General features: G+C 71.2%; 18 protein-coding genes, 1 tRNA gene and 2 pseudogenes. 13 read left to right on the top strand and 8 right to left on the bottom strand.

Annotated elements, in window-relative coordinates; all coding sequences use genetic code 11:
• Positions 1-471: 471 nt before the first annotated feature.
• Complete coding sequence (locus AC07FY_RS22725) at positions 472-654, bottom strand: hypothetical protein (RefSeq protein WP_479008935.1); 183 nt, start codon at positions 652-654, stop codon at positions 472-474.
• Positions 655-1,001: 347 nt separating this feature from the next.
• Between AC07FY_RS22725 and AC07FY_RS22720 the strand changes: the two are divergent.
• From AC07FY_RS22720 to AC07FY_RS22710, 3 genes and pseudogenes are all read left to right on the top strand, one after another.
• Positions 1,002-1,252: pseudogene (locus tag AC07FY_RS22720) on the top strand (coagulation factor 5/8 type domain-containing protein); the annotation flags it as partial.
• A 172-nt stretch (positions 1,253-1,424) separates the two neighbouring features.
• Complete coding sequence (locus AC07FY_RS22715; protein WP_479008933.1) at positions 1,425-3,629, top strand: discoidin domain-containing protein; 2,205 nt, start codon at positions 1,425-1,427, stop codon at positions 3,627-3,629.
• A gap of 216 nt (positions 3,630-3,845) precedes the next feature.
• A complete protein-coding gene (locus tag AC07FY_RS22710; protein ID WP_479008931.1) occupies positions 3,846-6,302 on the top strand; it encodes a beta-glucosidase in 2,457 nt (818 codons plus the stop codon).
• A 58-nt stretch (positions 6,303-6,360) separates the two neighbouring features.
• Here the strand turns inward: AC07FY_RS22710 and AC07FY_RS22705 are convergent, their stop codons facing one another.
• Entirely contained in the window at positions 6,361-7,686 is a 1,326-nt protein-coding gene (locus tag AC07FY_RS22705) for an ROK family protein (RefSeq protein ID WP_479008930.1), read from the bottom strand.
• Between the two features lie 183 nt (positions 7,687-7,869).
• On the opposite strand from AC07FY_RS22705, the gene AC07FY_RS22700 reads away from it, so the two are divergent.
• The 4 genes from AC07FY_RS22700 (at position 7,870) to AC07FY_RS22685 (ending at position 12,541) form a co-directional block, all read left to right on the top strand.
• A complete protein-coding gene (locus AC07FY_RS22700; protein WP_479008928.1) occupies positions 7,870-9,186 on the top strand; it encodes an ABC transporter substrate-binding protein in 1,317 nt (438 codons plus the stop codon).
• A 14-nt stretch (positions 9,187-9,200) separates the two neighbouring features.
• Positions 9,201-10,196, top strand: coding sequence for a carbohydrate ABC transporter permease (locus AC07FY_RS22695; RefSeq protein WP_479008926.1), 996 nt, complete (start codon positions 9,201-9,203; stop codon positions 10,194-10,196).
• Between the two features lie 28 nt (positions 10,197-10,224).
• Complete coding sequence (locus AC07FY_RS22690) at positions 10,225-11,064, top strand: carbohydrate ABC transporter permease (RefSeq protein WP_479009087.1); 840 nt, start codon at positions 10,225-10,227, stop codon at positions 11,062-11,064.
• 112 nt (positions 11,065-11,176) lie between these two features.
• Positions 11,177-12,541: a GH1 family beta-glucosidase gene (locus tag AC07FY_RS22685; RefSeq protein ID WP_479008924.1), complete on the top strand. Its 1,365-nt coding sequence runs from the start codon at positions 11,177-11,179 to the stop codon at positions 12,539-12,541.
• Between the two features lie 186 nt (positions 12,542-12,727).
• Here the strand turns inward: AC07FY_RS22685 and AC07FY_RS22680 are convergent.
• From AC07FY_RS22680 to AC07FY_RS22660, 5 genes are all read right to left on the bottom strand, one after another.
• Positions 12,728-12,801 (bottom strand) — tRNA-Ala (locus AC07FY_RS22680).
• Positions 12,802-12,918: 117 nt separating this feature from the next.
• Positions 12,919-15,249: an Orn/Lys/Arg family decarboxylase gene (locus tag AC07FY_RS22675; protein ID WP_479008922.1), complete on the bottom strand. Its 2,331-nt coding sequence runs from the start codon at positions 15,247-15,249 to the stop codon at positions 12,919-12,921.
• A gap of 334 nt (positions 15,250-15,583) precedes the next feature.
• On the bottom strand, positions 15,584-15,799 hold the full coding sequence (locus AC07FY_RS22670) for a DUF6243 family protein (RefSeq protein ID WP_479008920.1): 216 nt from the start codon (positions 15,797-15,799) through the stop codon (positions 15,584-15,586).
• Positions 15,800-16,051: 252 nt separating this feature from the next.
• Entirely contained in the window at positions 16,052-16,273 is a 222-nt protein-coding gene (locus tag AC07FY_RS22665) for a hypothetical protein (protein ID WP_479008918.1), read from the bottom strand.
• A 250-nt stretch (positions 16,274-16,523) separates the two neighbouring features.
• Positions 16,524-16,952 carry an STAS domain-containing protein gene (locus AC07FY_RS22660; protein WP_479008916.1) on the bottom strand — a complete coding sequence of 143 codons (429 nt, stop codon included), beginning with the start codon at positions 16,950-16,952 and terminating at the stop codon, positions 16,524-16,526.
• A 408-nt stretch (positions 16,953-17,360) separates the two neighbouring features.
• Between AC07FY_RS22660 and AC07FY_RS22655 the strand changes: the two genes are divergently transcribed.
• Positions 17,361-18,296 carry a helix-turn-helix transcriptional regulator gene (locus tag AC07FY_RS22655; protein WP_479008915.1) on the top strand — a complete coding sequence of 312 codons (936 nt, stop codon included), beginning with the start codon at positions 17,361-17,363 and terminating at the stop codon, positions 18,294-18,296.
• Positions 18,297-18,361: 65 nt separating this feature from the next.
• On the opposite strand, the gene AC07FY_RS22650 is transcribed toward AC07FY_RS22655, so the two are convergent.
• Entirely contained in the window at positions 18,362-18,757 is a 396-nt protein-coding gene (locus AC07FY_RS22650) for an ATP-binding protein (protein WP_479008913.1), read from the bottom strand.
• A 406-nt stretch (positions 18,758-19,163) separates the two neighbouring features.
• On the opposite strand from AC07FY_RS22650, the gene AC07FY_RS22645 reads away from it, so the two are divergent.
• From AC07FY_RS22645 to AC07FY_RS22625, 5 genes and pseudogenes are all read left to right on the top strand, one after another.
• Positions 19,164-20,981 (top strand): serine/threonine-protein kinase, encoded by a 1,818-nt coding sequence (locus AC07FY_RS22645; RefSeq protein ID WP_479008911.1) that lies wholly within the window; start codon positions 19,164-19,166, stop codon positions 20,979-20,981.
• 74 nt (positions 20,982-21,055) lie between these two features.
• Positions 21,056-21,451 (top strand): annotated as a pseudogene (locus tag AC07FY_RS22640) (MFS transporter); the annotation flags it as partial.
• A 126-nt stretch (positions 21,452-21,577) separates the two neighbouring features.
• A complete protein-coding gene (locus AC07FY_RS22635; RefSeq protein WP_479008909.1) occupies positions 21,578-22,285 on the top strand; it encodes a scabin-related ADP-ribosyltransferase in 708 nt (235 codons plus the stop codon).
• A gap of 744 nt (positions 22,286-23,029) precedes the next feature.
• Positions 23,030-24,946, top strand: a complete 1,917-nt coding sequence (htpG, locus tag AC07FY_RS22630; RefSeq protein WP_479008907.1) for a molecular chaperone HtpG — start codon at positions 23,030-23,032, stop codon at positions 24,944-24,946.
• A 567-nt stretch (positions 24,947-25,513) separates the two neighbouring features.
• Complete coding sequence (locus tag AC07FY_RS22625; RefSeq protein WP_479008905.1) at positions 25,514-26,155, top strand: DUF5819 family protein; 642 nt, start codon at positions 25,514-25,516, stop codon at positions 26,153-26,155.
• Positions 26,156-26,226: the final 71 nt, after the last annotated feature.

Here is a 26,226-nt window from a genome sequence, read left to right as displayed (position 1 = left end):
CGCCCGCCTTCGGGTAGACGGGGTGAGGAGGAGTCGGGGGGGGGGGGAGGGGGGGGGAGGCTGGTGTGCGTCCCGTCCTCCCCCCCCCCCCCCCCCCCCCCCCCCCCCCCCCCCCCCCCCGCCCGGGGCGCAGCGCCGTCGTCCACCGGGGGTCGTACGGGGCCGCGGGCACGTCCGGTCCGCCCGGCCGCCGCCTGCTACACCTGTCGTCCGACGGGGCGCCCGGATCAAGGTCGACGCCGGTCGGCTACGGCAGAGCGCGCGGCCCGACGGCTACGCCGTCCTCGTCGCGGGCGGCGGCCACGGTCCTGTGGCCGGCGGGGGAGCCGAGTGCGGGACGCGAACGACGGTCGATGTCGGAGCGTCTACGCGCCGGACCACGCCGGGGCCCTGACGGTCCTGGACGCCGCGACGGGCACGGTGCGCGACTGGTCGCCGCGGGCCTGACCGGCGCGACTTCGACGTCAGGACCTAGTCTCCGCCCCCGGCGCCGCCGGCAGACCGCGCCGTGCGCAGGCGGCTCGCCTGCGTCCATTCCGCGAACCACCAGGCGCCGGTGACCACGGCCGCCCACAGCAGCCCGCTGAGCGTGGCCTCCTGCCACGGCGCGTCCTCACCCCACCGCTCGACGCCCGTCAACACCAACCAGCTCACCAGAAGAACAACAACCGTACGTACGCGCCTGTGCCTGAACATGCGCCTCACCTACCCCCGCCGCGCATCCTCAACGCAATCCGCGTCCGGCCGCCGAAAGGCGGGGTCGGAACTCGGGGCAAGCCCAGGTGAGGGCCGGTCCGGCCCTCGGCGGGAGAGCATCAGCTCGCGGCGTAGGTGACGGGCGCTTAGCCAGGAGGTTAAGTCAAGTCAGAAGAAAAGTCGTGAGCGAGTTCTTGACCGGGATGCGAAGAGGCGGGCAAGGTTCGGGAGAGCGCTCTCTCGCATTCCTTGCCTCAGCTTCAAGGAGACCTCCAGTGCCTGCCGTTGGCCTACCCACGACCTCCCGGGTCGACGATTCCGTCACCACGCACGAGGCGTGGGGGCTGGGCAGCTACTGCAACTACAACGTCGACCCGAACATCCGCCAGGACCACGGTTTCACGGCACCCGCGAGCCGGGGGTGAGGTTCCACAGCCTGCTGGTCGTGTCGCTGGGCGGAAACGGGCACTGCGAGCACGTCATCAACGACACCGGCGCCTCGACGGTGCCCGCCGGAACCTCCACCGTCCCCTCCACGGTGGTCTCCTTCCCCTGAAGCCGCCGCCTTCCTCAGCCCGCCGATCGCCGACGGCGCGCGCATCCCCTCCGGCCGGGTGCCTCATCCCCGCGGCCCCGCCCGGAGCGGCAGTACCCGCTGCACCCGTGCATCCCCCTCCCCACAGGCGCCGCGCGATGCGGGCGTACGGCTCGCACCTCCGCCAGGTGTCATGACCAAGCCAGGAGTACACGTGTCCAGTCCCCCCTCCACACCCGCTCCCCACCGTCTGCGCAGAGGTGTCAGAGGCGCCTCCCTCGCGGTGCTGGGCACCGTGCTGGCGTCCTCGCTGACCCTGACTGCGTCCCCGCCGGTTCAGGCGGCCGAGGCACTGCTCTCCCAGGGCAGGCCGGCCACCGCCTCCTCGCAGGAGGGCGAGGCCTACACCGCGGCAGCCGCCGTCGACGGCAACCTCACCGGCACCCGCTGGTCCAGCGAGCGGCGCGACGGCGAGTGGATCCAGGTCGACCTCGGGGCGAGCAGGGACCTGAGCCGTGTCGTCCTGACCTGGGAGGCCGCCTATGGCAAGAACTACGAGATCCAGGCGTCCGACAACGGCACCGACTGGCGCACCCTGAAGAGCGTGACGGGAAGCGACGGCGGAACGGACGAGATCGCCGTCTCGGGGGCGGGCCGGTACGTCCGCATGCAGGGCGTCGCACGCGCCGGCGGCTACGGATACTCCCTGTGGGAGTTCCAGGTCTACGGCGGGGACGGCACCACCACCCCGCCGCCCGGCGGCCCGGTCAAGGTGGCCGGCTCCCAGGGCAACTGGCAGCTGACCGTCGGCGGACAGCCCTACACGGTCAAGGGACTCACCTGGGGCCCGTCCGTCGCCGACGCACCGAGATACCTGCCCGACGTGAAGTCCATGGGCGTCAACACCATCCGGACCTGGGGAACCGACGGCTCCACCAAACCGCTCCTGGACGCCGCGGCCGCCCAGGGCATACGGGTGATCAACGGGTTCTGGCTCCAGCCCGGTGGCGGCCCGGGCTCCGGCGGATGCGTCGACTACGTCACCGACATGACGTACAAGGACAACTCGCTGACCGAGTTCGCCACGTGGGTGGACACCTACAAGAGCCACCCGGCGACCCTGATGTGGAACGTCGGCAACGAATCGGTCCTCGGTCTGCAGAACTGCTACAGCGGCACCGAGCTGGAGAACCAGCGCAACGCCTACACCTCCTTCGTCAATGAAGTCGCGAGGAAGATCCACAGCATCGACCCCGACCACCCGGTCACCTCGACCGACGCGTGGACCGGAGCCTGGCCCTACTACAAGCGCAACGCCCCCGACCTCGACCTGTACTCGATGAACTCCTACGGCAACCTGTGCAAGGTGCGCCAGGACTGGGTCGACGGCGGCTACACCAAGCCCTACATCATCACCGAGACGGGCCCCGCGGGGGAGTGGGAGGTCCCGAACGACGCCAACGGCATCCCGGACGAGCCGACCGACGTGCAGAAGGCCGACGGCTACACCACCGCCTGGAACTGCATCACCGGCCACCGCGGCGTGGCGCTCGGGGCGACCATGTTCCACTACGGCCTGGAGCACGACTTCGGCGGCATCTGGTTCAACCTGGTGCCCGACGGGCTGAAGCGGCTGTCCTACCACGCGGTGAAGAGGGCGTACGCAGGCTCCACCGCCGGCGACAACACCCCGCCCGTCATCAGCGACATGGCCGTCACCCCGGCCACCGCGGCCCCGGCAGGACGCGAGTTCACGGTCCGCGCCGACATCCGCGACCCGGACGGCGACCAGGTCACCCCCAAGATCTTCCTCAGCGGCAACTACGCCAACGGCGACAAGCGTCTGATCCCCGCCCAGTGGCGCGCCACCGGCAACAACACCTTCGCCGTCACCGCCCCCGAGAAGCTCGGGGTCTGGAAGGTCTACCTCCAGGCCGAGGATGGACGCGGCAACGCCGGCATCGAGACCGAGTCGGTGAAGGTCGTCGCGCCACCCGTCTCCGGCACCAACCTCGCCCTGAACCGGCCCACCACCGCCTCCTCCTACCAGGCTCAGTACGGCGACTGCCCCTGCACACCCGCTCTGGCCACGGACGGCAACGCCGGTACCCGCTGGGCGAGCGACTGGAGCGATCCCCAGTGGATCTCGGTCGACCTCGGCGCGGTCAAGGCCATCCGCACGCTGCAGCTCGTCTGGGACCCCGCCTACGCCAGGTCCTATGAAATCCGGGTCTCCGACGACGGCAGCACCTGGCGGCCGGTGCACTCCACGACCACCGGCAACGGCGACATCGACACCATCGGAGTCTCCGCCACCGCCCGTCACGTCCGACTCCAGCTGACCGCCCGCGGTACCGGGTGGGGCTACTCGCTCCACGAGTTCGGCGTCTACAGCTGAGACCGGGGGAGTGCCCGACGGTGGAAGGGCCGCGCGGCGGCCCTGAACGCGGAGTGCCGACCGCCCTGACACGGCCGGCACTCCGCTTGACGCCCGGCCTCCGCAGCACGGCGCCCGGCCTCCCGCAGCACGGCGGCCGGGCGCCCCACGCCCCGGCTCCGGCCACGGCTCCGGACGGGAACGGGCCTCTCGCACGACTGGAAGCACGAGGTAGCGATGCGCGACGACATGCTCGACCGGCTGATCGACAAACTGGACCTGGCGCAGAAGGTGCGCCTGCTCACCGGTTCCACGACGTGGCGGACGGCCGGGGAGGAAGCGATCGGGCTCCGGGAGATGGTCTGCTCCGACGGGCCGGCGGGAGTGCGGGGCGAGTCCTGGGACGAGCGCCGGCCCAGTGCGCTCCTCCCCTCCGCGTCAGCGCTCGGCGCCACCTGGGACGAAGGACTGCTGGCGGACCTCGGCGGCCTGCTGGCGGCCGAGGCGGTCGGCAAGGGCGTCGACGTGGTGCTCGCCCCGAACCTGAACCTGCACCGCTCCCCGCTGGGCGGCCGTCATTTCGAATGCTTCTCCGAGGACCCCGAACTGACCGCCCGTACCGGCGCGGCGCTGATCGCGGGGATCCAAGCCCACGGGATCGGCGCCACGGCCAAGCACTTCGTCGCCAACGACTCCGAGACCGAACGCCTCTCGGTGGATGTCCGTGTCACCGACCGCGTCCTGCACGAGGTGTACCTGGCGCCCTTCGAAGCGGCGGTGGAGGCCGGGGTGTGGCTGGTCATGGCCGGCTACAACAGCGTCGGGGGCACCACGATGACGGCCCACCCCCTGCTGTCCGAACCGTTGAAGGGCCGGTGGGCCTTCGATGGGGTCGCCCTCTCCGACTGGGCCGCCGTCCGCAGCACGGAGGAACCCGCGCGGGCCGCCCTCGACCTGGCCATGCCGGGGCCAGACAGCCCCTGGGCCGACCACCTGGTGCGAGCCGTCGAGAGCGGCCGCGTCTCCCCAGAAGCCATCGACGACAAGGTGCGCCGCCTGCTCAGGCTCGCGGCCCGCGTCGGCGCGCTCGATACCTCGGCGCGCCACCGCCGCGGCCACCGGTCCCAGGACACCCGCCGGCTGCTGCGCCGCGCGGTCGCGGCCGGGGCGGTGCTGGTGCGCAACGAAGGGCTGCTGCCCCTCGACCCCGGCACGGTACGGACGATCGCCGTCATCGGCGAACACGCCGCGGACCCCCGCCTGCAGGGAGGCGGCAGTGCGGGCGTCTTCCCCGCGGAAGTGGTCACCCCGCTGGACGGCATCCGCGCGCTGCTGAAGGGGCGCGCCCGTGTCGTCCACGCGCCGGGACCCTCACCGGACGTCCCGCCCTCGCCACTGGATGCCCGCCGTTGCACCGATCCGCGGTCGGGCGAGCCGGGAGTCCTGCTGCGCTGCCTGGACGCCGCGGGTCGCGAACTGTACGCCGAGCACCGCCTGTCGGGCCGGCAGCTGGAACCCGACCTGCCTCCCGGTGCGCACACGGTGGAGATCAGCGCGATGTTCCTCCCGGAGACCGGCGGATCCTGGACCTTCGCCGTCGGTGGCTTCGGCCGGATCACCCTCGGCGTCGACGGCCGCACGATCCTCGACGGCCTCTTTCCCCGCACCACCGACGATCCGGCGATCGTGCACGTCATGCCTCCCGCCCACACCGGACGTGCGGAACTGGCCGGGGGCCGTCCCGTGCACCTCGTCGCACGCCGCGAGCTGATCCCCGGCGCCGGCCGCGCCACCGTCGTGGCCGCGGCCCCACCGTCGCGGGACGCCGCGGCCGCCGTCGCCGAGGCGGTGGAGGCGGCACGCTCCGCGGACGCGGTGGTGGTCGTCGTCGGCACGACCGAGCACAGCGAGACGGAGGGCTCCGACCGCACGGACCTGTGCCTGGGACACCGCCAGGACGCCCTCGTGGCGGCGGTCGCCGCCGCCAACCCGCGCACCGTCGCCGTCGTCAACAGCGGCGGACCGGTCGAGCTGCCCTGGCGGGCCCAGGTCGGCGCGCTCCTGCTCGCCTGGTTCCCCGGCCAGGAGGCGGGCGCCGGCCTCGCCGACGTCCTCTTCGGCCGCAGTGAGCCGGGAGGCAGACTCCCCACGACGTGGCCGGCCCGCCTGGCGCACGCGCCCGTCACCCGGACGGAACCCGTCGGGGGCCGGCTCGACTACGCGGAGGGGCTGCACATCGGCTACCGGGCCTGGCACCGCGCTGCGCGGGAACCGGCCTACTGGTTCGGCCACGGCCTGGGCTACACCACGTGGGCCTACGAGGAGGTCACCGCCCCCGCGGCGGTGCGGGCCGGCGCCTGCTTCACCGTGCGGGTACAGGTGCGCAACACGGGCCTGCGACCGGGCCGCGAGGTCGTACAGGTCTACATGGCCCGGCCGGTGTCCGCCGTGGAACGGCCCGCGTGCTGGTTCGCCGGCTACGCCGCGGTCCGGGCCGAGGCGGGGCGATCGGCTGTGGCCGAGGTGGTCCTGACGGGTCGCGCGACGCGGCACTGGTCTTCGGACGAGGAGGAGTGGCGGACCGAGCCGGGGACCTACCGGCTCATGGTCGGCCCGTCGGCAGGCCGCTTCCTGTGGCAGGCGCCGCTCGAGGTCCGCGAACGACCCCCATGTGAGCAAGAGGTGCGACCGTGACGCCCATGCGGTCCCCTGGCGGTTGCGGAGCCCCCGCGGCGCCCACGCGGTCCTTCGCTCACTGCGCGGCCCGTTCCCGCAGCGCCGTCTGCCAGGCCGGTGCGGCCTCCTCGGTCTCGACCGTCCGCTCGCGGCGTCCACCGCGAGCGAAGAAGTCGGCGAGGGGCAGGATCGCCGCGCCCACCGTGACGGCGTCGGGCCCCAGCGTGCCGAGTTCGACGGTCACCCGGGAGGCCGGGTAGGCGAGGGCGTAGGAGGAGGCGTACGTGCGGACGGTGGCGAGGAACCTGTCGCCGAGCTGGAGGCCGGCCCATCCGCCGACGAGGATCCGCTCGGGTTGGAAGAGGTTGATCAGGTCCGCGAAACCGGCGCCCAGGTACTCGGCGGTCTCCTCCAGCACGGCCAGGGCGGTCGCGTCCGGCTCCGGATCCCGGCCGTCCGCGTCCGGGGTGGGGTAGGCGGCGGCGAGCATCGCGGTCAGGGCCGCCTCCTCTCCGGATCCCAGCGGTGGCCTGCCGCCGGCCTCCGCCCAGCGCTGTAGCAGCGCCTCCGCTCCCGCGTAGGCCTCCAGGCAGCCCTGGGCCCCGCACCGGCAGCGGCGCCCGCGGACGCGGACCGTCAGGTGCCCCCACTCGACGGCCCGCCCGGGCAGGAGGTCGTCGTTGACGACGCAGGCGCCGACGCCGGAGCCGAAGAGCACCACGACCGCGTTGCTCGCCCCGCGTCCGGCGCCGAACCACATCTCCGCCTGGCCGAGCGTCTTGGCGCCGTTGTCGATGTAGTACGGCACGGACAGAGGCAGCGGCACGGACTCCCGCAGCAGCCGCTCCAGCGGCACGGTGTCCCAGCCGATCGTCTGCCCGTGCACCACCGTGTCCCCGTCCGGCGTCCTGGCGACGATGCCGGGCACGCCGACTCCCACGCCGAGCAGGCGCTGCGGGTCGACGTCCGCCCGGCGCATGACCTCCGCGATGCCGTCGCGCACGTGGGCGACCACGACGGCCACGTCGTAGCGGGCGACCCTGCTCGGGCCACCCGCGCTGAGCGGCTTCTCCACGCGGGCGAGTTCGGTGAGGGCGAGGTCGAAGAGCTCGACGCGCACGCGCGTCTCGCCGATGTCGACGCCGATCATGTAGGCGCTGCCCTGGCGGATGCGCAGCAGGGTGCGGGGACGGCCGCCGGCGGAGTCGACGCTGCCGGCCTCCTCCACCAGCCCTTCCGCGATCAGCTCCGCCACCACGTTGCTGACCGATCCCGAACTCAGCCCCGTGACCGGTCCGAGCGAGAAGCGGCTGAGGGGTCCGTCGAAATACAACCGTTGCAATACCGCGGTGCGGTTCTCCCGCCGCAGGTCACGCACTGTACGACCGCTGCGCACTCTCACCGTGCACCCTCTTCTCCTAGGTCTTGCCTGCAACATACCTGTGCGGCACCCCTTGACGCGACCTTCTCCCGAGGTTTAACTCACACCGTAAATTAAGCCGAGAAGCCAGCCGGTGGCCCGAACGCGGTCCCTTTGCCGCCGCCCTCCTCGGCCCCGCATCCCCGGAAAGGGACTCCAGGAGCCATGCGCAACATCAGAGCCGCGGCTGTCGGCGCCGTCACCCTCTCCCTCGTTCTCGCGGCGACTGCCTGCGGCGGAGGGTCCACCAGCGGATCCGGCTCGAACGAGCAGCCCAAGACGCTCACCTACTGGGCCTCCAACCAGGGCGCCAGCATCGAGGTCGACAAGAAGGTCCTGCAGCCCGAACTCGACAAGTTCGAGAAGCAGACCGGCATCAAGGTCAAGCTCGAGGTCGTGCCGTGGGCGGACCTGCTGAACAGGATCCTCACCGCCACCACCTCCGGCCAGGGCCCCGACGTCCTCAACATCGGCAACACCTGGAGCGCCTCCCTGCAGTCCACCGGTGCCCTTCTCCCGTGGGACGCGAAGAACTTCGAGAAGATCGGCGGCAAGGACCGCTTCGTGGAGTCGGCGCTCGGCTCCACCGGCGCGCAGGGCCAGGACCCCGCGGCCGTGCCCCTCTACTCCATGGCCTACGCGCTCTACTACAACAAGAAGATGTTCGCGGACGCCGGCATCGAGAAGCCTCCGGCCACCTGGGACGAACTCGTCGCCACCGGCAAGAAGCTCACGAAGGACGACAAGGCCGCACTGGGAGTGGAGGGATCCAACCTCTCCAACAACATCCACCAGGTCTTCGTCCTCGGCAAGCAGCACGGAGCCGACTTCTTCACCCCCGACGGCAAGGCCGACTTCACCTCCACCGGGGCCGTCGCCGCCGTCAAGCAGTACGTGGACCTCATGGCCACCCACAAGATCGTCGCTCCCGGCAACGCCGAGTACGCGCAGAACCAGTCCCTCAGCGACTTCGCCAACGACAAGACGGCGATGGTCCTGTGGCAGACCGCCTCGGCCACGTTCAAGGCCCAGGGCATGAACGAGGACGAGTGGGGCGTCGCCCCCGCGCCGGTCCCGTCCGGCACCCCGGGCCCCGGCAAGGCCACGAACTCCATGGTGGCCGGCATCAACATGGCCGTCTTCAAGAACACCAAGAACCTCGACGGCGCCACGAAGTTCGTCGAGTTCATGACCAGCGACGAGGAGCAGAAGGTCCTCAACACCGCCTACGGCTCCATTCCGCCGGTCAAGTCCGCCCAGCAGGACGCCGCCTTCAACGGCCCCGCCCTGGCCGTCCTGCGCGAGACGCTCGCGAGCAGCGCCGCGGCCCTGCCGCAGGTCCCCGAGGAGTCGCAGTTCGAGACCGTGGTCGGCACCGCGGTGAAGGAACTGTTCGCCGAAGCCGCCGCCGGGCGGCCCGTGACCACCGAATCGGTCAAGGCCAAGCTCGAGAAGGCCCAGCAGCAGATGCCCAAGAAGTGAGTGCGGACACCCTCATGACCACTACCGCCATCGAGAAGACCGGCGGGCGGACCATGCAGCAGCACGACCCCGGGGCGACGCGCGGTCCGCGCCGCCCCGGGCGGCTTCGCGCCCTCGGCCTGCCGTACCTGCTCCTGCTCCCCGCTCTGGTCCTCGAGCTCCTGGTCCACCTGGTGCCGATGCTCATCGGCATCGCCATGAGCTTCAGGGAGCTCACCCAGTTCTACATCCGCGACTGGAGTACCGCCCCCTGGACCGGGCTGGACAACTACACGCTCACGGTCGACTTCGACGCGCCCGTGGGCCGGGCGCTGCTGGAGTCCTTCGTCACCACCTGCACCTTCACCCTCCTGTCCGTCGGCCTGTGCTGGCTGATCGGCACCGCGGCCGCGATCTTCATGCAGGAGACGTTCCGCGGGCGGGGCTTCCTGCGCACCGTCTTCCTCATCCCCTACGCCCTGCCGGTCTACGCCGCCGTCATCACCTGGGCGTTCATGTTCCAGCGGGACAACGGGATCATCAACCACGTCCTGCACGACCAGCTCGGCATCGGTGACAGCCCCGCCTTCTGGCTGATCGGCGACAACGCCTTCGTGACCCTGCTCGTCGTCTCGGTCTGGAAGGGCTGGCCGTTCGCCTTCCTCATCATGATGGCCGGACTGCAGAACATCCCCCGGGAGATCTACGAAGCCGCCGCCCTCGACGGCGCCGGCGTCTGGCAACAGATCCGCCGCATCACCCTGCCCTCGCTGCGCCCGGTCAACCAGGTCCTGGTCCTGGTGCTGTTCCTCTGGACGTTCAACGACTTCAACACGCCGTTCGTCCTGTTCGGGAAGGCAGCCCCGCAATCGGCCGACCTCATATCCCTGCACATCTACCAGTCCTCGTTCCAGACGTGGAACTTCGGAACGGGTTCGGCGATGTCGGTACTGCTGCTCCTGTTCCTGCTCGTCGTCACAGGCGCCTACCTCCTGGTGACCTCCCGTGGAAGGAAGGCCGCCGATGCCTAGGCACGTCCCGTCGGCACCCCGCTCACCGATGGCCGCTCCCCGGTCCTTCCTCTGGAGCCGGGCGGTCTTCCTGACGCTCCTGACCGGCTTCGTGCTCCTGCCCGTCTACGTGATGGTCTCCAGCTCCCTCAAGCCGCTGGAGGACGTCTCGGAGAAATTCCGGTGGATGCCCTCCACGGTGACCCTCGCCCCGTACTTCGACATCTGGCAGACGGTCCCGCTCGCCGACTACTTCGTGAACTCCCTGGTCGTCGCGGGGTCCGCGACCGTGTGCTCCGTCGTGATCGCCGTGTTCGCCGCCTACGCCGTCAGCCGCTACTCCTTCCGCGGCAAGCGCGTCTTCACCGTGACGGTCCTGTCGACGCAGATGTTCCCCGGCATCCTCTTCCTGCTGCCGCTGTTCCTGATCTACGTCAACATCGGCAACGCCACGGGCATCGCCCTGTTCGGTTCGCGCGGCGGCCTGATCCTCACCTACATGACCTTCTCCCTGCCCTTCTCCATCTGGATGCTGATCGGCTACTTCGACTCCGTGCCCCGCGACTTGGACGAGGCGGCGAAGGTCGACGGGTGCGGCCCCATCGGAGCGCTCTTCCGCGTCATCGTGCCGGCCGCCATCCCCGGCATCGTCGCGGTCGCCGTCTACGCGTTCATGACCGCCTGGGGCGAAGTCCTCTTCGCCTCCGTCATGACCAACGACACCACCCGCACCCTCGCCGTCGGGCTCCAGGGCTACGCCACGCAGAACGACGTGTACTGGAACCAGGTCATGGCCGCCTCGCTCGTCGTGAGCATGCCCGTCGTCGCCGGCTTCCTCCTCCTCCAGCGCTATCTCGTCACCGGGCTCACCGCGGGCGCGGTCAAGTAACCCCGCCTCCCTCGCCCGCCCACCCCCCTTCACCGGCTGCCGCCCTTCACCGGCTCCCGCCCTCACCGCCCGCCGCCCTCGCCCTCCTCCACCGACTCTCCGAGAGGTACCTGTGTCCGAGCCGATCGACCTTGCCGCCTTCCCCCGCGATTTCGCCTGGGGCACCGCCACCTCCGCCTACCAGATCGAGGGCGCCGTCACCGAGGACGGCCGCGGCCCCAGCATCTGGGACACGTTCTCCCACACCGCCGGGAAAGTCGACAACGACGACCACGGCGACGAAGCCTGCGACCACTACCACCGCTGGCCCGAGGACATCGCCCTGATGCGGACCCTCGGCACCAACGCCTACCGCATGTCCGTCGCGTGGCCGAGGATCATGCCGCACGGCGACGGAGCGGTGAACGCCGCCGGCCTGGACTTCTACGACCGCCTCGTCGACGCCCTCCTCGACGCGGGAATCGCCCCGTCGGTCACCCTCTACCACTGGGACCTCCCCCAGGCCCTGCAGGACCGCGGAGGCTGGAACACGCGCGACACCGCGCAGCATCTGGCCGCCTACACCGCCGTCGTCGCCGAGCGCCTCGGCGACCGCGTCACCCAGTGGGCCACCCTCAACGAGCCGCTCTGCTCCGGATGGATCGGCCACCTGGAAGGCCGTATGGCGCCGGGCCTGACCGACCTGACCACCGCCGTCCGCGCCTCCTACCACCTCCTGCTCGGCCACGGACTCGCCACCCAGGCCCTGCGTGCCGCCGCACCCGGCGCGCGGATCGGCCTGGTCACCAACCACTCCACCATCGAGGCGGCCTCCACCCGCCCCGAGGACCTCGCAGCGGCCGACCGCATGGACGGTCACACCAACCGCTGGTGGCTCGACCCGGTCTACGGCCGAGGCTTCCCCGCCGACATGCGCGAGCTCTACGGCGTGGAGCTCCCCGAGCGCCCCGGCGACCTCGAGACGATCGCGGCACCCCTCGACTGGCACGGCCTCAACTACTACTTCCCCGCCACCGTCGCCGACGACCCGGCGGGCCCCGTCCCGCACGCGGCCGAACTCCGCCTCGCCGACGTGCCCCGCACCGGCATGGACTGGCAGATCGACGCCGGCGGCCTGGAGACCCTCCTGCTGCGCCTGACCGAGGACTACGGCGTGCGAAAGCTCTACGTCACCGAGAACGGCTCGGCGTTCCCCGACACCGTGTCCCCCGACGGAAGCATCCACGACCCCGACCGCACCCGCTACCTGGAACAGCACCTCGCGGCCTGCGCCCGCGCCGTCCGCAAGGGCGTCCCGCTCGCCGGGTACTACGCCTGGTCCCTCCTGGACAACTTCGAGTGGGCGTACGGCTACGACAAGCGGTTCGGTCTGGTCCACGTCGACTACCCGACGCAGACCCGCACGATCAAGACCAGCGGCCACCGCTATGCCGACCTCATCCGTCGGCACCGGGTGGCCACCGAGCACGACCTCTAGCGCGGCACGGGCACTCCGGGCGGTCAGCCGATCGAACGGGAGCCCCTGGTGCTTCGGCAGGACTCGGCCCGGAAGGCGGCGAAGAGGACGGTCAACGGCGTGATCGCGAGGCTCTGGCCCCGCCCCCGTACGACCGGCGGAGGTTCTCCTCGAGTCCTCCCCGGGGGTGGCCGGGGAGGGACGGGATGGGGCCGGCCGGATTCGAACCGGCGTCCTCCCACATGCGGTGAAGGCGCGACAGCCACTGCGCTACGAGCCCCATCCCGCGGGTGATCATACGAGGTGCCTCCCCTCCGCCGCCTTCGAATTGCCGGCCGGGCGCTGACGGAGCACTCGGCGCGGCCACGGCGCCTGGAGCCAGGGCCCTGCGTCCGGTGCTATCCCGCGGCCGGGCGGACGCATTCGATGAGGTAGTCGCCCGTGTCCGGGTCGATGGTGACGCCGTGGGCCTCGCTGTGGAAGCCGGGGAAGTGCCGGTCGAAAGCCTCCAGGGCCTTGAGGTAGCGCAGGAGGGGACCGTCGGGGGCACCGACGGCTTCCCCGGGCATGAGGACGGGGATCCCCGGGGGCGTGACGGTGACCATCGCGGCGGCGGTGTGACCGGCGGCGTCCGCAAGGCGCATCCGCCGGGTGCCTTCCCGGATGAGCTGCTGGTAGCACTGCTGCGGTGGTGCGACGGGCCGGGGGAGTCGCTGGAACGCGGTGTCGAGGGCGGTGATCAGTTCGGCACGTGTGAGGTGTTCGTGCATGTCCTGGCACAGGTCGCGCAAGGTGGTGCCGTCGTAGCGGCGGGGGTACCGGCCGGTGAGAGCGGGCAGGACGCGGTGCAGTGGCGCGTCGTCGTCGTAGAAGGCTTTGAAGTCCATGAGCGCGTCCATGAGGGTGCCCCACTTGCCCTTGGTGATGCCCATGGAAAACAGGACGAGGGTGCTGTAGGTGTCGGTCTTCTCCACGACGATCCCGCGGGTGGCGAGATACGCGGTCAGGATCCTGGCAGGGATGCCCCACTCGCCGGTCTCGCCGGTGGCGGTGACACCGGGGCAGGTCAGCGTGACCTTGACCGGGTCCAGCAGGCAGTAGCCCTCGGTCAGCTCGGCGAACCCGTGCCACGCGGCGTCGGGTTCCAGGTGCCAGCAGCTCGCCTCCCGGGCGAGCAGCGCGACCGGGGCGTCGGCGAACGCGAGGCGTTCGCCGGTGGCCGGGTCGGTGACGGTGTCGGGCTGCCAGACCCCGAAGAACCAGGCCGGCCGGTCACCGGCGGCGGTGATGCGCCTGCCGGTGCGCACGACGGCCTGCCGAAAGCGGACGGCCTCCGTGATGGCCTCCTCGATCAGCCATTCGCCTTGCGGGCCGTCCATCATGGCGGTCGCCACATCCAGGGAGGCGATCGCCGGATACAGCGGTGAGGTCGTGCCGTGCATCATGAACGCCTCGTTGAACCGCTCGTGTTCCACCGGCGCCCTGGGCGCGGACTTCACGTGCACCATCGCCGTCTGCGACAACGCCGCGAGCAGTTTGTGCGTCGACTGCGTGGCGAAGACCGTGGGACGCAGCGGCCCGTCGAAGGTGTCGGGGCCCACGGCCATCCCGTAGCGGCCGGCGTAGAGGGGGTGGAAGCGGGCGTACGCGAACCACGCCTCGTCGAAGTGCAGCCGGGGCGTGCTGGGCGCGAGAGCGCGGGCCACCTGCACGGCGTCGTAACACAGGCCGTCATAGGTCGAGTTGGTCAGCACGGCGTACTTCGCCTCGGGTGACACCGCCCCGACCGCAAGCGGGTTGTCGGCGATCCGGCCCGCCACCGCCGCCGGGGAGATCTCGGTCGGCGGCAGGGGGCCCGCCAGGCCGTAGCCGTTGCGGGTCGGGACCAGGTACACCGGTCGGGCACCGGAGATGACCAGCCCGTGCAGGACCGACTTGTGGCAGTTGCGGTCCACCAGGGCGATCTCGTCGCGGGTGACGCTGTAATGCCCGACCATGCGGTCAGCGGTGGAGTCCCCGTGCAGGACGAAGTAGGTCCGGTCGGCGCCGAAGACCCGGGCCGCGTTGCGCTCTGCCTCGCCGATGGGGCCACTGTGCTCGAAGAGCGAGCCGAGCTCGCCGACGGAGATCGACAGGTCGCTGCGGAACAAGCGCTCGCCGTAGTAGTCGAAGAACGCCCGCCCGGCCGCGGACTTCAAGAACGCGACACCGCCCGCGTGGGCGGGCGTGTGCCAGGAGTACTCGTGCGCGTCGTCGAACTGGCGCAGCGCCTTGAAGAACGGCGGCAGCACGTCCTTGCGGTAGGCGCGGCCGGCGGCGGCCACCCGGCCGGCGATGAAGGCAGGCGTGTCCTCCAGGGCCCAGATGTAGCCGACGACCGTCTCCGACACCCACAGGGGCAGCCTCTCGAGATCGTGATCCGAGTCGTCCGCCATCACCAGGAACACCGGAAGGTCCTTGAAGCGCCGTTCAATCTGCCGCAGTACCGCGGCCCCGCCTCCCTCAGGCGACTGACCGGCCGCGTCCGGCTGGAGGTCCCAGGCGACCACCGCCGCCGAAAGCGCCGTCTCCGTGTGCAGGACGGCACGCGCTTCCCGCGCGCTGCGCGCCCACCGAAGCGTCAGGCCCCGGTTCTCCAGCTCCTTCCCGATCCGCTGCAGTTGCTCCCCGTCGGCGCCACCACCGAGCGGGTTCTCACGCAAGGCCAGCAGTACCACGCCGTCCGTCATGTCATCCGCCTTTGCGTACAGTCTCCCGATGTGTCCCGCGGACAGTCTCCAGTCGGCTCATCCCGGTCGTCTGCTCGTCGGCGTCTGTTCACCCGCAAGGGGTGGGCTGATGAACGGAGCGGCCGGTTGCCGCTACGAGGCATTGCAGAGCAGAGGCCGCGGCCCGCCCCTGCGGTGCCCGGTGGCATCCGGCGGCCTCGGGGGTGATCGGGCAGGAGCTGGGCGGGACGGCCTGTGCCCGATACGGAGGCAGGGCCCCGATACGACGGCAGGGCCCGGGCCGCGCGTCGCGGTCCGGGCCCTGCCGTGTGTCCCGCCCTGCGGCGGGGGTGCGTCAGTTCTGTGCTGTGTCGTCGCCCGCCTGCTCGGCGCCCGCTGCTGCGGCTGCCTTCTCACGCATCTTGCGCACCAGCTCCGCCTTCTGGTCGGCGGCGCCCTGGCGGTCGCGGTTGCGGTGCGGACCGTTGTTCTGCCGTTCGGCGCGGGACAGCTTCTTGCGCGGGCCGCCACCCTGGCCCACGGGGTTGTTGATGTTCTTGCTGTCGGTCACGGGTTCTCCCGGTGCTGATGTGAAGTGATCAAGGATTTACCGGTGGGAGGACGGACGACCTCGAGGGATGTCAGAGGGGCCCGTCACGGGCTCACTCGTACATCGGTGTCGGGAAGAACATGACAAAGACGTTACCCGGTCCCGCCGCTCCCGCACGCCACGCTTCGCGTCGACGGCGGGAGGCAGGGGCGGACCCGCCCAGGCGCTCGGCGAACGGCGCGCACGGCCGGGCGGGCATGAGCCGCCGCTACGTCATCCGACCGGCAGCGGCGCCAGACGTCGAGCGGTATGGCCCAGGCACAGGCCGGCCAGCCCCGGAAGCGGGCTGCCCCGCACGGCGCGCGTCCCGACCTCCAAGCACCAGCGCTCGACGAACTCCCGGTCGTCGCCGCTCAAGGCGATGCCGACCAGAACGCCCGCCGCTTCGCCTTCGCGCGAGCGGTCACCCAGGCCCCGCTCCCACGTCTCGGCCACGACCTCATGGGGCAGCGCGGGAGGGTTCTCGAAGATCAGGTGAGGATGCGCCCCGCCGGACTGCGCGCCCCGCGAGATCCGCACTCGTCCGGCAAGAACGGGGTGCGTGTGCCTGATGTGGCACTAGGTGTCGTGGTCGACGGCATGGCTGACGCTCGTCGGGTCTCCGACACGGCGAAGACCTCCGTTGCCGTCGGAGCTGTCCGGCAACGCACCGCACGGAGGTCTTCGTGTCCTTGTCGGTCGGCGATCACCGGTGCGACGCGGGGCCCGGTTCGATCGGTTGACGCCAGTCGGCCTCGAGATCGGAGAGGTTTCGGGCGCGCTGCGCCCGTTCCTCGATCAGCCGGCGAAACCCCGGCACGGTGTACCGCTCGCCGGTGGCCGCGTGGCGTCCGCGGATCCCTGCGACGTCGGCCATCAGCTGCTGCGGCTGGGGCTGCCACCCGACGACCAGGACGCGCAGACCGAGGTTCTCCGCTTGCCGGTGCAGGGCCAGGAGGTGCAGCAGGCCGTCGACGTCCATCCGCTGCGCGCCGTGCAGGTCGACCATGAGGTCCCGCTCGTCGGCGGTGACGCCGTCCAGTGCCCGCTGGAGCGCCGGGCCCACGCTCGCGTCCATGGCCCCGGTGACGCTGACCAGGACGGTGCCGTGACGCTGGACGTTCGTGGTGATCAATGCGCTCTCCTCCCGCCCGGGGCGAGGTTCCCCGGGGCCTCCCCATCCTGGCGCGGCGTTCCCCCGGACGGCTGCGCGGCTCGCTGGGCGTTCTGCATCAAACTGGCGCTGCCGCCTCGACCGAGCCCCGGCGAACCGACTGCTCGTACCAAAACGCCGCCGATCCGCGCGGAGGCCCGCCGCCGGGAAGGTCTCGGCGCGTGCCGCGTGCGGAAAGCCGCCCACGTGCGGGGATGCCCGTGGGGGAAGACCTTCCGGGGCCTCCCGCGGGCTGGTGGCGGCGGCCTGCCACGGGCTGGTGGAGGCGGTTCGGGCCTGGGTCCTCGTCCGGTCCGCGGAGTGTGTAGCGTCGGGGGCAGTGGTATCGGGCCGGGGACGTTCCCGCGCGGAGTGGGAGGGGCAGGGTCGATGCGGACCATGCGGTTCAGCAGTGGTGACCTCGATGCGACGCAGGAGTTCTTGTCGGCCGCGTACACGCCGATGAAGATCGGGGGCCGGCCGGACGACACGCGAGCGAGGATCGTGCGCAACGCCACGGACGATGTGATCGTGGACCGGCTCCGCTTCGGCTACGAGATGGCCTACGACGCGGGCTGCCTCCACCGCGTCTGCCTGATCACGATGCACTCCGGGACGCTGGTGGACACCACCGGCGGGCGCGAGGAGGTCTTCGGGCCGGGGGAGACGTTCCTGGTCGCCCAGCCCGATCAGCCCTATACCGGCGCCGTTCGCTCCGCGAGCTACACGATCACCATGTTCGACCCGGTATTGCTCGGACAAGCCGGCCCCGCTTCGCCCCAGCCGGTGCGGCTCACGGGACAGCGGGCCGTCAGCCCGGCCGCGAACCGGCTCCTCGGCACCACCGTCGCGTATCTGCGGGACACGGTTCTGGCCGATCCGGTGGCCGCGGGATCCCCGCTGCTGGTGGCCTCCGCCGCCCGCCACGTGGCCGCCGCGACCCTCACGGCACTGCCCAACACCCTGCACGGAGTGCCGGATTCCATCGACTCCCGGGACGGGGGCAACGACACCCTCGCCCGCGCCGTCGCGTTCATCGAGGACAACGCGCACCGGGACATCGGACTCAGCGAGATCGCCGACGCGATCCCCGTCACCCCCCGCGCCGTTCAGTACGCCTTCGCCCGCCACACCGGGACGACACCCCTGGCCTACCTGAGGCGCGTCCGCCTCGCCCGTGCGCACACCGACCTCAAAGCCGCGGATCCGACCACGGCCACGGTGCAGGACATCGCCCTGCGCTGGGGCTTCGCCCACCAGGGCCGCTTCGCAGCGGCCTACCGCAAGGCCTACAACACGAGCCCGTCCCACACCCTGAACACGTGAAGTCCCCACGGCTCTGACGGGCCTCTTCCGCCGGCAGGCTGCCGCGCGAGGAGCCGGCCGTCGCGTCAGGAGGTTCGGGCGGCGAACAGGGCGGTGATGGTCTTGCCGTCGTGCGTGGCATCGATCGAGATGCTGTCCGCGAGCCGCTTGGTGAGCATCCATCCGAAGCCGCCGGGCTGATCGGGCGCCCAGGGCTGTTCCTGAGGCAACAACGTTGAGGAGTCCGACACTTCGACGACGATGACCCCGGCACGGATGCCGACGCTGAAATCGGTGACGCCGCCCGTGTGGCGGTGGGCGTTGGTGACCAGCTCGGAGACCACCGTCAGGATGTCATCGGCGCGTTCGGGCGAGACGTCCGCTTCGGCGAGAACCCTGGCCGCCGAGCGACGGGCCGAGGCACAAGTGATCTCCGTGCTGGCACCAGCGGGTGGAACGGGGCGTTTGAGGGTCTCGGCCATGCCCGCCACCTACCCCTGGAACCGGCACATTCACCTTCCTTCCCTCGTTCGTTTTTCGGATCGAGGCCCTGACGGCAATGGGTGGTGGGACAGATGGCGAACCGCTCGCCGTCCGTTCCGCTGCGGCGTTCCTCCGTCAGGCACGGCCTGGTTCACAGGGTGGTGCGCGCGCCGGCGTGCGCATCTCGGGGACCGCCCATCATCGACGTGACGAATGACGGTCCGGGGCTTGGTTCCCCCGAGCGACGGCACACACGCGTGCGCCGAGACACCTTGCCGCCGCTCCGCGGGGACGACCGGGTCACCGGATGCGGCCCCGCCGTGTCGGCAGCCGCGAAGTTGGATACCCTCGCGGTTGGTTACGGGGCATCGGCGGACTGTACTGCCGTGACAGCGGGGATTTCTCATGAGCGCACCTTCTGCGGACCTTTTCCAGCCGCTCGGGCCAGGCGACCCGGCGACGGTGGGCGGTTACCGTCTGACCGCCGTGCTGGGCGCAGGCGGCATGGGGAAGGTGTACCTCTCCTACACGCCGGGCGGCCGCCCCATCGCCCTCAAGGTCATCCGGCCCGAATTCAGCGAGGACCCGGAGTTCCGGCGGCGGTTCCAGCAGGAAGTACGGGCGGCTCAGCGGGTGCAGGGCCTCTACACCGCGCCCGTCATCGACTTCGACACCGAGGGCTCCCAGCCCTGGCTGGCGACGGCCTACGTACCGGGTCCCTCCCTCGCCCACGCCGTGGCCAGGCACGGGCGGCTGCCGCAGCGCAGCGTGCTGCTGCTGACCGTCGGGGTCGCCGAGGCGCTGCACGTGATCCACGGCGCCGGCATCGTCCACCGTGACCTCAAGCCCGCGAACGTACTCCTGGCCGGCGACGGCCCTCGCGTGATCGACTTCGGCATCGCCCGCGCGGCGGACGCCACTTCACTGACCGGCAACGGCGTCAGCATCGGTACGCCCGCTTTCATGGCCCCCGAGCAGGCTTCCGCCGGCACCATCACCGCGGGTACCGACATCTTCGCCCTCGGGCAGATCGTGGCCTTCGCGGCGATCGGCGCGCCCGCCTACGGCGACGGGTCCTCGCACGCCGTGCTCTACCGCATCGTGCACGAGGAGCCCGACCTCAGCGCCCTGCCGGCGGAGCTGCGGCCGCTGGTGACGCGGTGCCTCCGCCGCGATCCGGCGGAGCGGCCCACCCTGACCGAGGTCATCCAGATGTGCCACGACCTCTCTCCCGACCCGCTCCGGCAGGGCGAGGACTGGCTGCCCCGGGAGGTCGCCGGTTCCATCACCGAGCGGCTCCGGCTGCCCGAACCGGCGAAGACCCCGCCGCCGCAGCCCGCCGTGGCGCCCTCGCCCACCGAGGTCTCCCCGCCGGCGCCGGCGCCGGCGCAGGGCGCGCCGCCGTACCCGCCGACCGCTTTCGGCGTGGCCACCGCGCCGACGCAGAGCGCGCCCGCCGCTCCCGCGTACGCACCGACCGCTCCCGCCGCTCCGGGCGCGGTGCCGCCCGGCCACCAGGCGCCTCCGCGTGGTCACCGGCCCCAGCCCGGCTACCAGACGCCTCCGCCCGGATACGGGCCCGGCTTCCACACCTCGCCCTCCCACCACCCCGGCTTCCCGCCGCCCCCGCCGCAGCGCAAGCCGAAGGGGCTGATCATCGCCGGGGCCGTCGTGGCAGCGGTGATCGGCCTCGCGGTCATCGGTTCCCTGCTGCCGGACGGCTCCGACGACAAGGGCGGGGGCGCCGCGGCCTCCGCGAACCCCAGTGGTTCCCAGAGCAAGAGCGGGCAGCGGACCGACCCGGCCCCCGCGTCCTACCAGGGCGTCGATCTGACGGCCAACTACCAGCTCATGCTGGCCGACCATCCGCCGCGGCCCGCCTCCGGCGGCAGTGCCGGCGTGCTGTACAACCACGGCGACCTCTACTTCTACCGCGACAGCCTCTTCGGCGACACGAAGCTCGGTACCGACAACGGCCGGCTGGTGGTGCTGAACAACTCGCAGAAGGGGTCGCTGGAGACCTGCCGCGCCGAAACCCGTTATACGGAGAAGATCGGCCTCGACCAGCTCACGGACGGGTCGGAGGTGTGCGTGCTCAGCGACGCGGGCCACATCGCGGTGGCGACGTACCGCGGCAGGTCGGGCGAGAACGACCCGAGCACCTACATCACGCTGGACCTCACGATCTGGCGCAACGCGGAGCAACCGAAGAAGAACCGCTGAGGCGTGCCCCGTGGCGGGACGTACCCGTACGTCCCGCCACGGGGCAACCACGTCGAGGCGTCCCACCGCTCGGAACCCTCTACGCAGCCCTCGCCCGCCACACCGGCGCCGTCACCCGCACCACGGCCCTCGTCGGGCTCGTCGGTCTCCCGACGGCCGCCTTCGCCTCCGTTCCAGGGCCCCATCCGCTGCTCGTCGTCCTGGCCGTCCTGGCCGGGATGGTCCGGGGCAACCTCACCCTCCTCCAGGCGACCGCCGTCACCGGCCGGTGGGGAACCACCCACTACGGCCGCCTGTCCGGACTCCTCGGCGCACCCGCCCAGACCGCGGCCGCCCTCGCCCCGTTCGCCGGCACGGCCGTCGCCGTGCCGCTCGGCGGACACCCGGCCTTGTTCGCCGTACTGGTGGCGGTGTCGGTCACCGCCGCCGTCGCGGCGGTCGCAACCCGCCCCGGACCGCAGCCGGGGTGACGGATCCTTTCTCCGGTACGACTGATCCACCCGCACGGGTGGACCCGGTCCACCACGCCCGGGCAGCCCTCGAACCCGCCCCTATAAATGGGGCCCGTCACGTTGATCGACTGAGGGGTCCCCACCATGCTGCAAGCCGCTCTGCGGGTGCTCGCCGCCCTCTCCCTCCTTTCCGCCGCCGCCGTCGCCCCCGCGGCCGCGGCCGGCACGACTGTCGCCTCCGCCTCGGACGAACTGACCACCCCCTGCGGCCCGACGATCGACTACCGCGCCTGGGACTGGTGGCGCACGACGACCAACCCGACCATCGCCCGCCCGGTCGCCTCGGCAGCGGCGCAGGAGCGGTGGCAGTGGCGCACGGACGTCAACGCGCTGTGGCGCGGTGACACCCGGGAGACGGTCGAGGAGATCTTCGAGACCGGCTTCACGCCCCGGGGCGAGCAGGTGACCCCGCTCGCCGAGTACATCGTCAAGGGCGGGGGGCAGAACAGCGCGCACCTCAGCACCAGCTGCGAGAAGTGGGTCGCCCAGAAGTTCGCCACCTACGGCAGCGGCCGGGTCGGCTGGGTCTACGAGATCCACGCGCCCGGCGGCATCGACGTGAACGCCACCGCCCGCCTGAACGACTACAGCTCGCCCTACCTCTGGAACAAGGAGATCGACTTCCCCGGCGGGGTCAAGGGCCGCTACATCAAGGGCGCCTGCAAGTTCCGGCTGACCCGCACCGACCCCGAGACCAGGGTCAACACCTACGAGGAGCTCGGCTGCAAGAACAACGCGGGCTTCGCACCGTACGAGACGGACACCGCCGCCCTCGCGGCGTCCGTTCGCTGACCCGGCAGGGGCGGGCGGCAGCGCATAGCGACCGCACCGGATCCGCAAAGGTGCGTGTCCAGCGGACCCGGCTCGCATTCCCCTGCGAGGATCGGCAGGCCGGAGTCCGCGGGGCCGCTGCGAAGCGCCCGCCCCGTGCGACTCCGTCCACAGACGCCGGCCGGCATCCCCCCGCCGACCGGCGCGGCCCCGGCCGACCCACCCCCCCCGGTCGGCCGGGGCCCCTTTCCGTCTCCCGCCGCTGCCACCCGGGTCCTGCGCCGCCCTGCGTGCCGGGCCGCGCGTCCGCGCGGGGCAGGCTGTTCGCCCCCACCGACGGCGGGGTGCTGATCGACTTCGGCACGGTCCGACCCCTTCTCGACACCGACGCCGAGGTGGCAAGGGAGGCAGGGGCGCGCCGTGAAAAGGGCCTTCAGCAGGCTTCGAGCGGTTGCCGACACGCCGCGTGAACCCCGAGGTATCATGTCATCCGTTCGATGACAATGACGACGTCGTCGCGATGATGACGACCATCCCGGGGGAGGGCTCCATGGACCCGGCCGATCAGCCGGCTTCGTCCAGTGCCTACGCACGGGGCCCTGCACCGCTTCGCCGTGCCGCGACGGCCCTGCCGCTCCGAGACGGCCACCGCACCCTCCGCCCGGCGGCAGGTCCCCGATGCCGCCGTGCCGCGTCCGCGTGACCGACCGGGTCGAGTCGGTCCTATCCGTTCATTTCTGTTTCCGCAAGGAAGGGAGCCCCTCAGTGGCTAGCAGTGTCGAGACGCTGGAGTTCCAGGCCGAGACCCGCCAGTTGCTCAGACTGGTGATTCACTCGATCTACTCGAACAAGGACATCTTCCTGCGCGAGCTGATCTCCAACGCCTCCGACGCACTCGACAAGCTGCGGATCCAGTCGCTGACCGACCCCGGCCTCGAGGTCGACACCAACGACCTCCACATCGTGTTGGAGATCGACAAGGACGCCCGCACGCTGACCGTCCGGGACAACGGCATCGGGATGAGCCGCGACGATCTCGTGGAGCTGATCGGCACGATCGCCAAGTCCGGCACCGCCGGCCTGCTCGAGAAGATCAGAGAATCGAAGGACGCCGCCACCGCTCAGACCCTGATCGGGCAGTTCGGTGTCGGCTTCTACTCCGCCTTCATGGTCGCCGACAAGGTCACCTTGCGAACCCGGCGAGCCGGCACCGAGTCCGGCACCCAGTGGGAGTCCGACGGCGAGGGCGCCTACACCCTTCAGGCGGTCGACGGCCTTCCCGTGGGCACCTCGGTCACCCTGCACCTCAAGGCCGCCGACAGCGAGGACGGGCTGGCCGACTACCTGTCCGAGGGCAAGATCCGCCAGATCGTCAAGCAGTACTCCGACTTCATCCGCTGGCCGATCCGGATGGCCGCGGAACGTGCCGACACCGACGGCTCCACCACCTCGGGCGTCGAGACCCTCAACTCGATGAAGGCCCTGTGGGCCCGACCGCGCGCCGAGGTGACCCAGACCGAGTACAACGAGTTCTACCAGCAGATCAGTCACGACTGGCTCGAGCCGGCCGAGACCATCCACATGCGCGCCGAAGGCACCTTCGAGTACGAGGCGCTGCTGTTCATCCCCTCACAGGCACCGTTCGACCTGTTCTCCCGCGAAACCGCACGCGGTGTGCAGCTGTACGTCAAGCGCGTGTTCATCATGGACGACTGCGAAGCGCTGATGCCGAACTACCTGCGCTTCGTCAAGGGCGTCGTCGACGCCCACGACCTGTCCCTGAGCATCTCCAGGGAGAACCTCCAGCACGACCGCCAGATCCGCGGCGTACGCCGACGCCTGGTCAAGAAGGTCCTCGGCGCGATCAAGGACATGCAGGCGGGCGACGCCGAGCGCTACGAGAAGTTCTGGACGCAGTTCGGAAGGGTGCTGAAGGAAGGTCTGATCGAGGACACCGACAACACCGAGGCGCTTCTGGAGCTGGTGTCGGCCGCGTCCACGCACGACCCGGAGAAGACCACCACGCTGCGCGAATACGTCAAGCGCATGAAGGACGGTCAGGACGCCATCTACTACCTGACCGGCGAGTCCCGCGCCATGGTGGAGAACTCTCCCCACATGGAGGCCTTCGCGGCCAAGGGCTACGAGGTCCTGATCCTCACCGACCCCGTCGACGAGGTGTGGGTCGAACGGGTCCCGGCCTTCGACGGCCACCGACTGCAGTCCATCGCCAAGGGCCAGGTCGACCTCGACGAGCCGGGCGAGGGCGACAAGGGCGCCGACACCGAGCAGGCCCAGCGCGAGCAGGACCACGCCGCCCTGCTGACGTGGCTGACCACCACCCTGTCCGAGCACGTCAAGCAGGTCCGTCTGTCGTCGCGTCTGACCACCTCGGCGGCCTGCATCGTCGGCGACGCCCACGACATGACCCCGACCCTCGAGAAGATGTACAGGGCGACGGGACAGCAACTGCCCACCGTCAAGCGGATCCTGGAACTCAACCCCACTCATCCGCTGATCACCGCCCTGCGCACGGCGCACGAGGCCAACGCCGACGACCCCGCACTGGGGGAGATCGCCGAACTGGTGTACGGCGGCGCGCTCCTCGCCGAAGGCGGCGACCTGCCCGACCCGGCCCGCTTCACCCGGCTGCTCACCGACCGCCTGACCCGCACGCTGTGAGCCGTGGGTGCGGCCCGGCCGTGCCGAGCCCGGGCCGCGCCCGCCTGCCCGGCGGCACACCCAGGTCGTCGCGCGTGGTCTGAGCGGCTGACGCACCCCCTGAAGGGGCAGTGGACTCGGCTGGGCCCCGATCCCGGGGGTGGGGTCGGGGTCCAGCCGCGTCGGGGGCCGTGCTGCAGCCGGGTCAGTGGGGGGCGTCCTTCTGCGGCCACCGGACGCGGATCGGGCTCGATGCGTACGCCGGTGGTGCGGTGGGTGTTCGCGGTCCGTTCCCGTCCCCGGCGGGCGGGAAAGTCCGGGGAGGCAGCACGATGGACCCGGCCACCACCACGGCGAGCAGGGTCACGAGGGTCGGCACGACCATCACGCGGAGCACGACGAGCCCGGGGGACACCGCGGCGCATGAGCGCACCCCCCGCACCGCGCAGCCCAGTCTGACGGGCTGACCATCGGGCCCTGCGCATGACGGACGGCGGCGTGCGGCGGAACCACATCCACCGCACGCCGCCCCCTGGAGCTGGACAACCGGACACACGAAGAGTCTCGACGGGAAGGCCGGGTGGGGCCGTGCTGAGCGATCTCAAGGAAGCAGGCGCGAGTGAACCGGAGCGCTCCGCGTCCGGTCAGGCACCTCAGGACCGCGGCGGCGGACGGCCCGCGCCCGGCGGTGATCCGGAGCCCCGCCGGCCGCTGAACCCCGGTGTCATGGCCGTCGTCGTGCTCTGCCTCGCCACGGCGCTGACCCACGTACTCCTCGTCTTTCTCCACGTCGCGCCGCCGAACGCGGTCTCCCAGCTCTACAGTCGGCCGATCAACGCGTGGGTCTACCCGCTGTTCGAGCAGAACTGGCGTCTTTTCGCCCCCGACCCGGAGTCGGTCAACCGGCAGATTTCGGTGCGGGTTGGCCGGACGACGCCGGAGGGCACCGTGGAGCTCAGCGGCTGGTTCGACCTGAGCGCCGCGGACTGGGCCGCCGTCGAGCACCAGCCCTTCCCCAGCCACACGGCGCAGAACATGCTGCCCCGGGCCTGGAGTTCCTACCTCGAGGCGTTCGGCACCGACGACCGGCCGCGTTCGGCACGGGCCGAGATGATGCGGACCTACCTCGGCAACATCGCGGCGGAACGCGTCGCCGCCCACCGGCGCGAGCCGTTCGACTCGCTCCAGCTGCGGGTGACGACACGGCCCATCGGCCCCCGGGCACGGTGACCGCCCGCCACCGGGGCCCCGCGACCGCCGCACCCGCCGATATCCGGTACCTGCCCTGGTGGAAGGTGACC

The organism is Streptomyces sp. NPDC045967, from assembly GCF_056430495.1.
The sequence above is the reverse complement of the archived record's forward strand: the minus strand, read 5'-3'. Positions and strand labels throughout refer to the sequence as shown.

Bases quoted from the DNA above. Each gene is read 5' to 3' on its own strand.
- AC07FY_RS22715 (WP_479008933.1), top strand. From the start codon at position 1,425: ATGACCAAGCCAGGAGTACACGTGTCCAGTCCCCCCTCCACACCCGCT.
- AC07FY_RS22710 (WP_479008931.1), top strand. From the start codon at position 3,846: ATGCGCGACGACATGCTCGACCGGCTGATCGACAAACTGGACCTGGCG.
- AC07FY_RS22700 (WP_479008928.1), top strand. From the start codon at position 7,870: ATGCGCAACATCAGAGCCGCGGCTGTCGGCGCCGTCACCCTCTCCCTC.
- AC07FY_RS22695 (WP_479008926.1), top strand. From the start codon at position 9,201: ATGACCACTACCGCCATCGAGAAGACCGGCGGGCGGACCATGCAGCAG.
- AC07FY_RS22690 (WP_479009087.1), top strand. From the start codon at position 10,225: ATGGCCGCTCCCCGGTCCTTCCTCTGGAGCCGGGCGGTCTTCCTGACG.
- AC07FY_RS22675 (WP_479008922.1), bottom strand. From the start codon at position 15,249: ATGACGGACGGCGTGGTACTGCTGGCCTTGCGTGAGAACCCGCTCGGT.
- AC07FY_RS22655 (WP_479008915.1), top strand. From the start codon at position 17,361: ATGCGGACCATGCGGTTCAGCAGTGGTGACCTCGATGCGACGCAGGAG.
- AC07FY_RS22650 (WP_479008913.1), bottom strand. From the start codon at position 18,757: ATGGCCGAGACCCTCAAACGCCCCGTTCCACCCGCTGGTGCCAGCACG.
- AC07FY_RS22645 (WP_479008911.1), top strand. From the start codon at position 19,164: ATGAGCGCACCTTCTGCGGACCTTTTCCAGCCGCTCGGGCCAGGCGAC.
- AC07FY_RS22635 (WP_479008909.1), top strand. From the start codon at position 21,578: ATGCTGCAAGCCGCTCTGCGGGTGCTCGCCGCCCTCTCCCTCCTTTCC.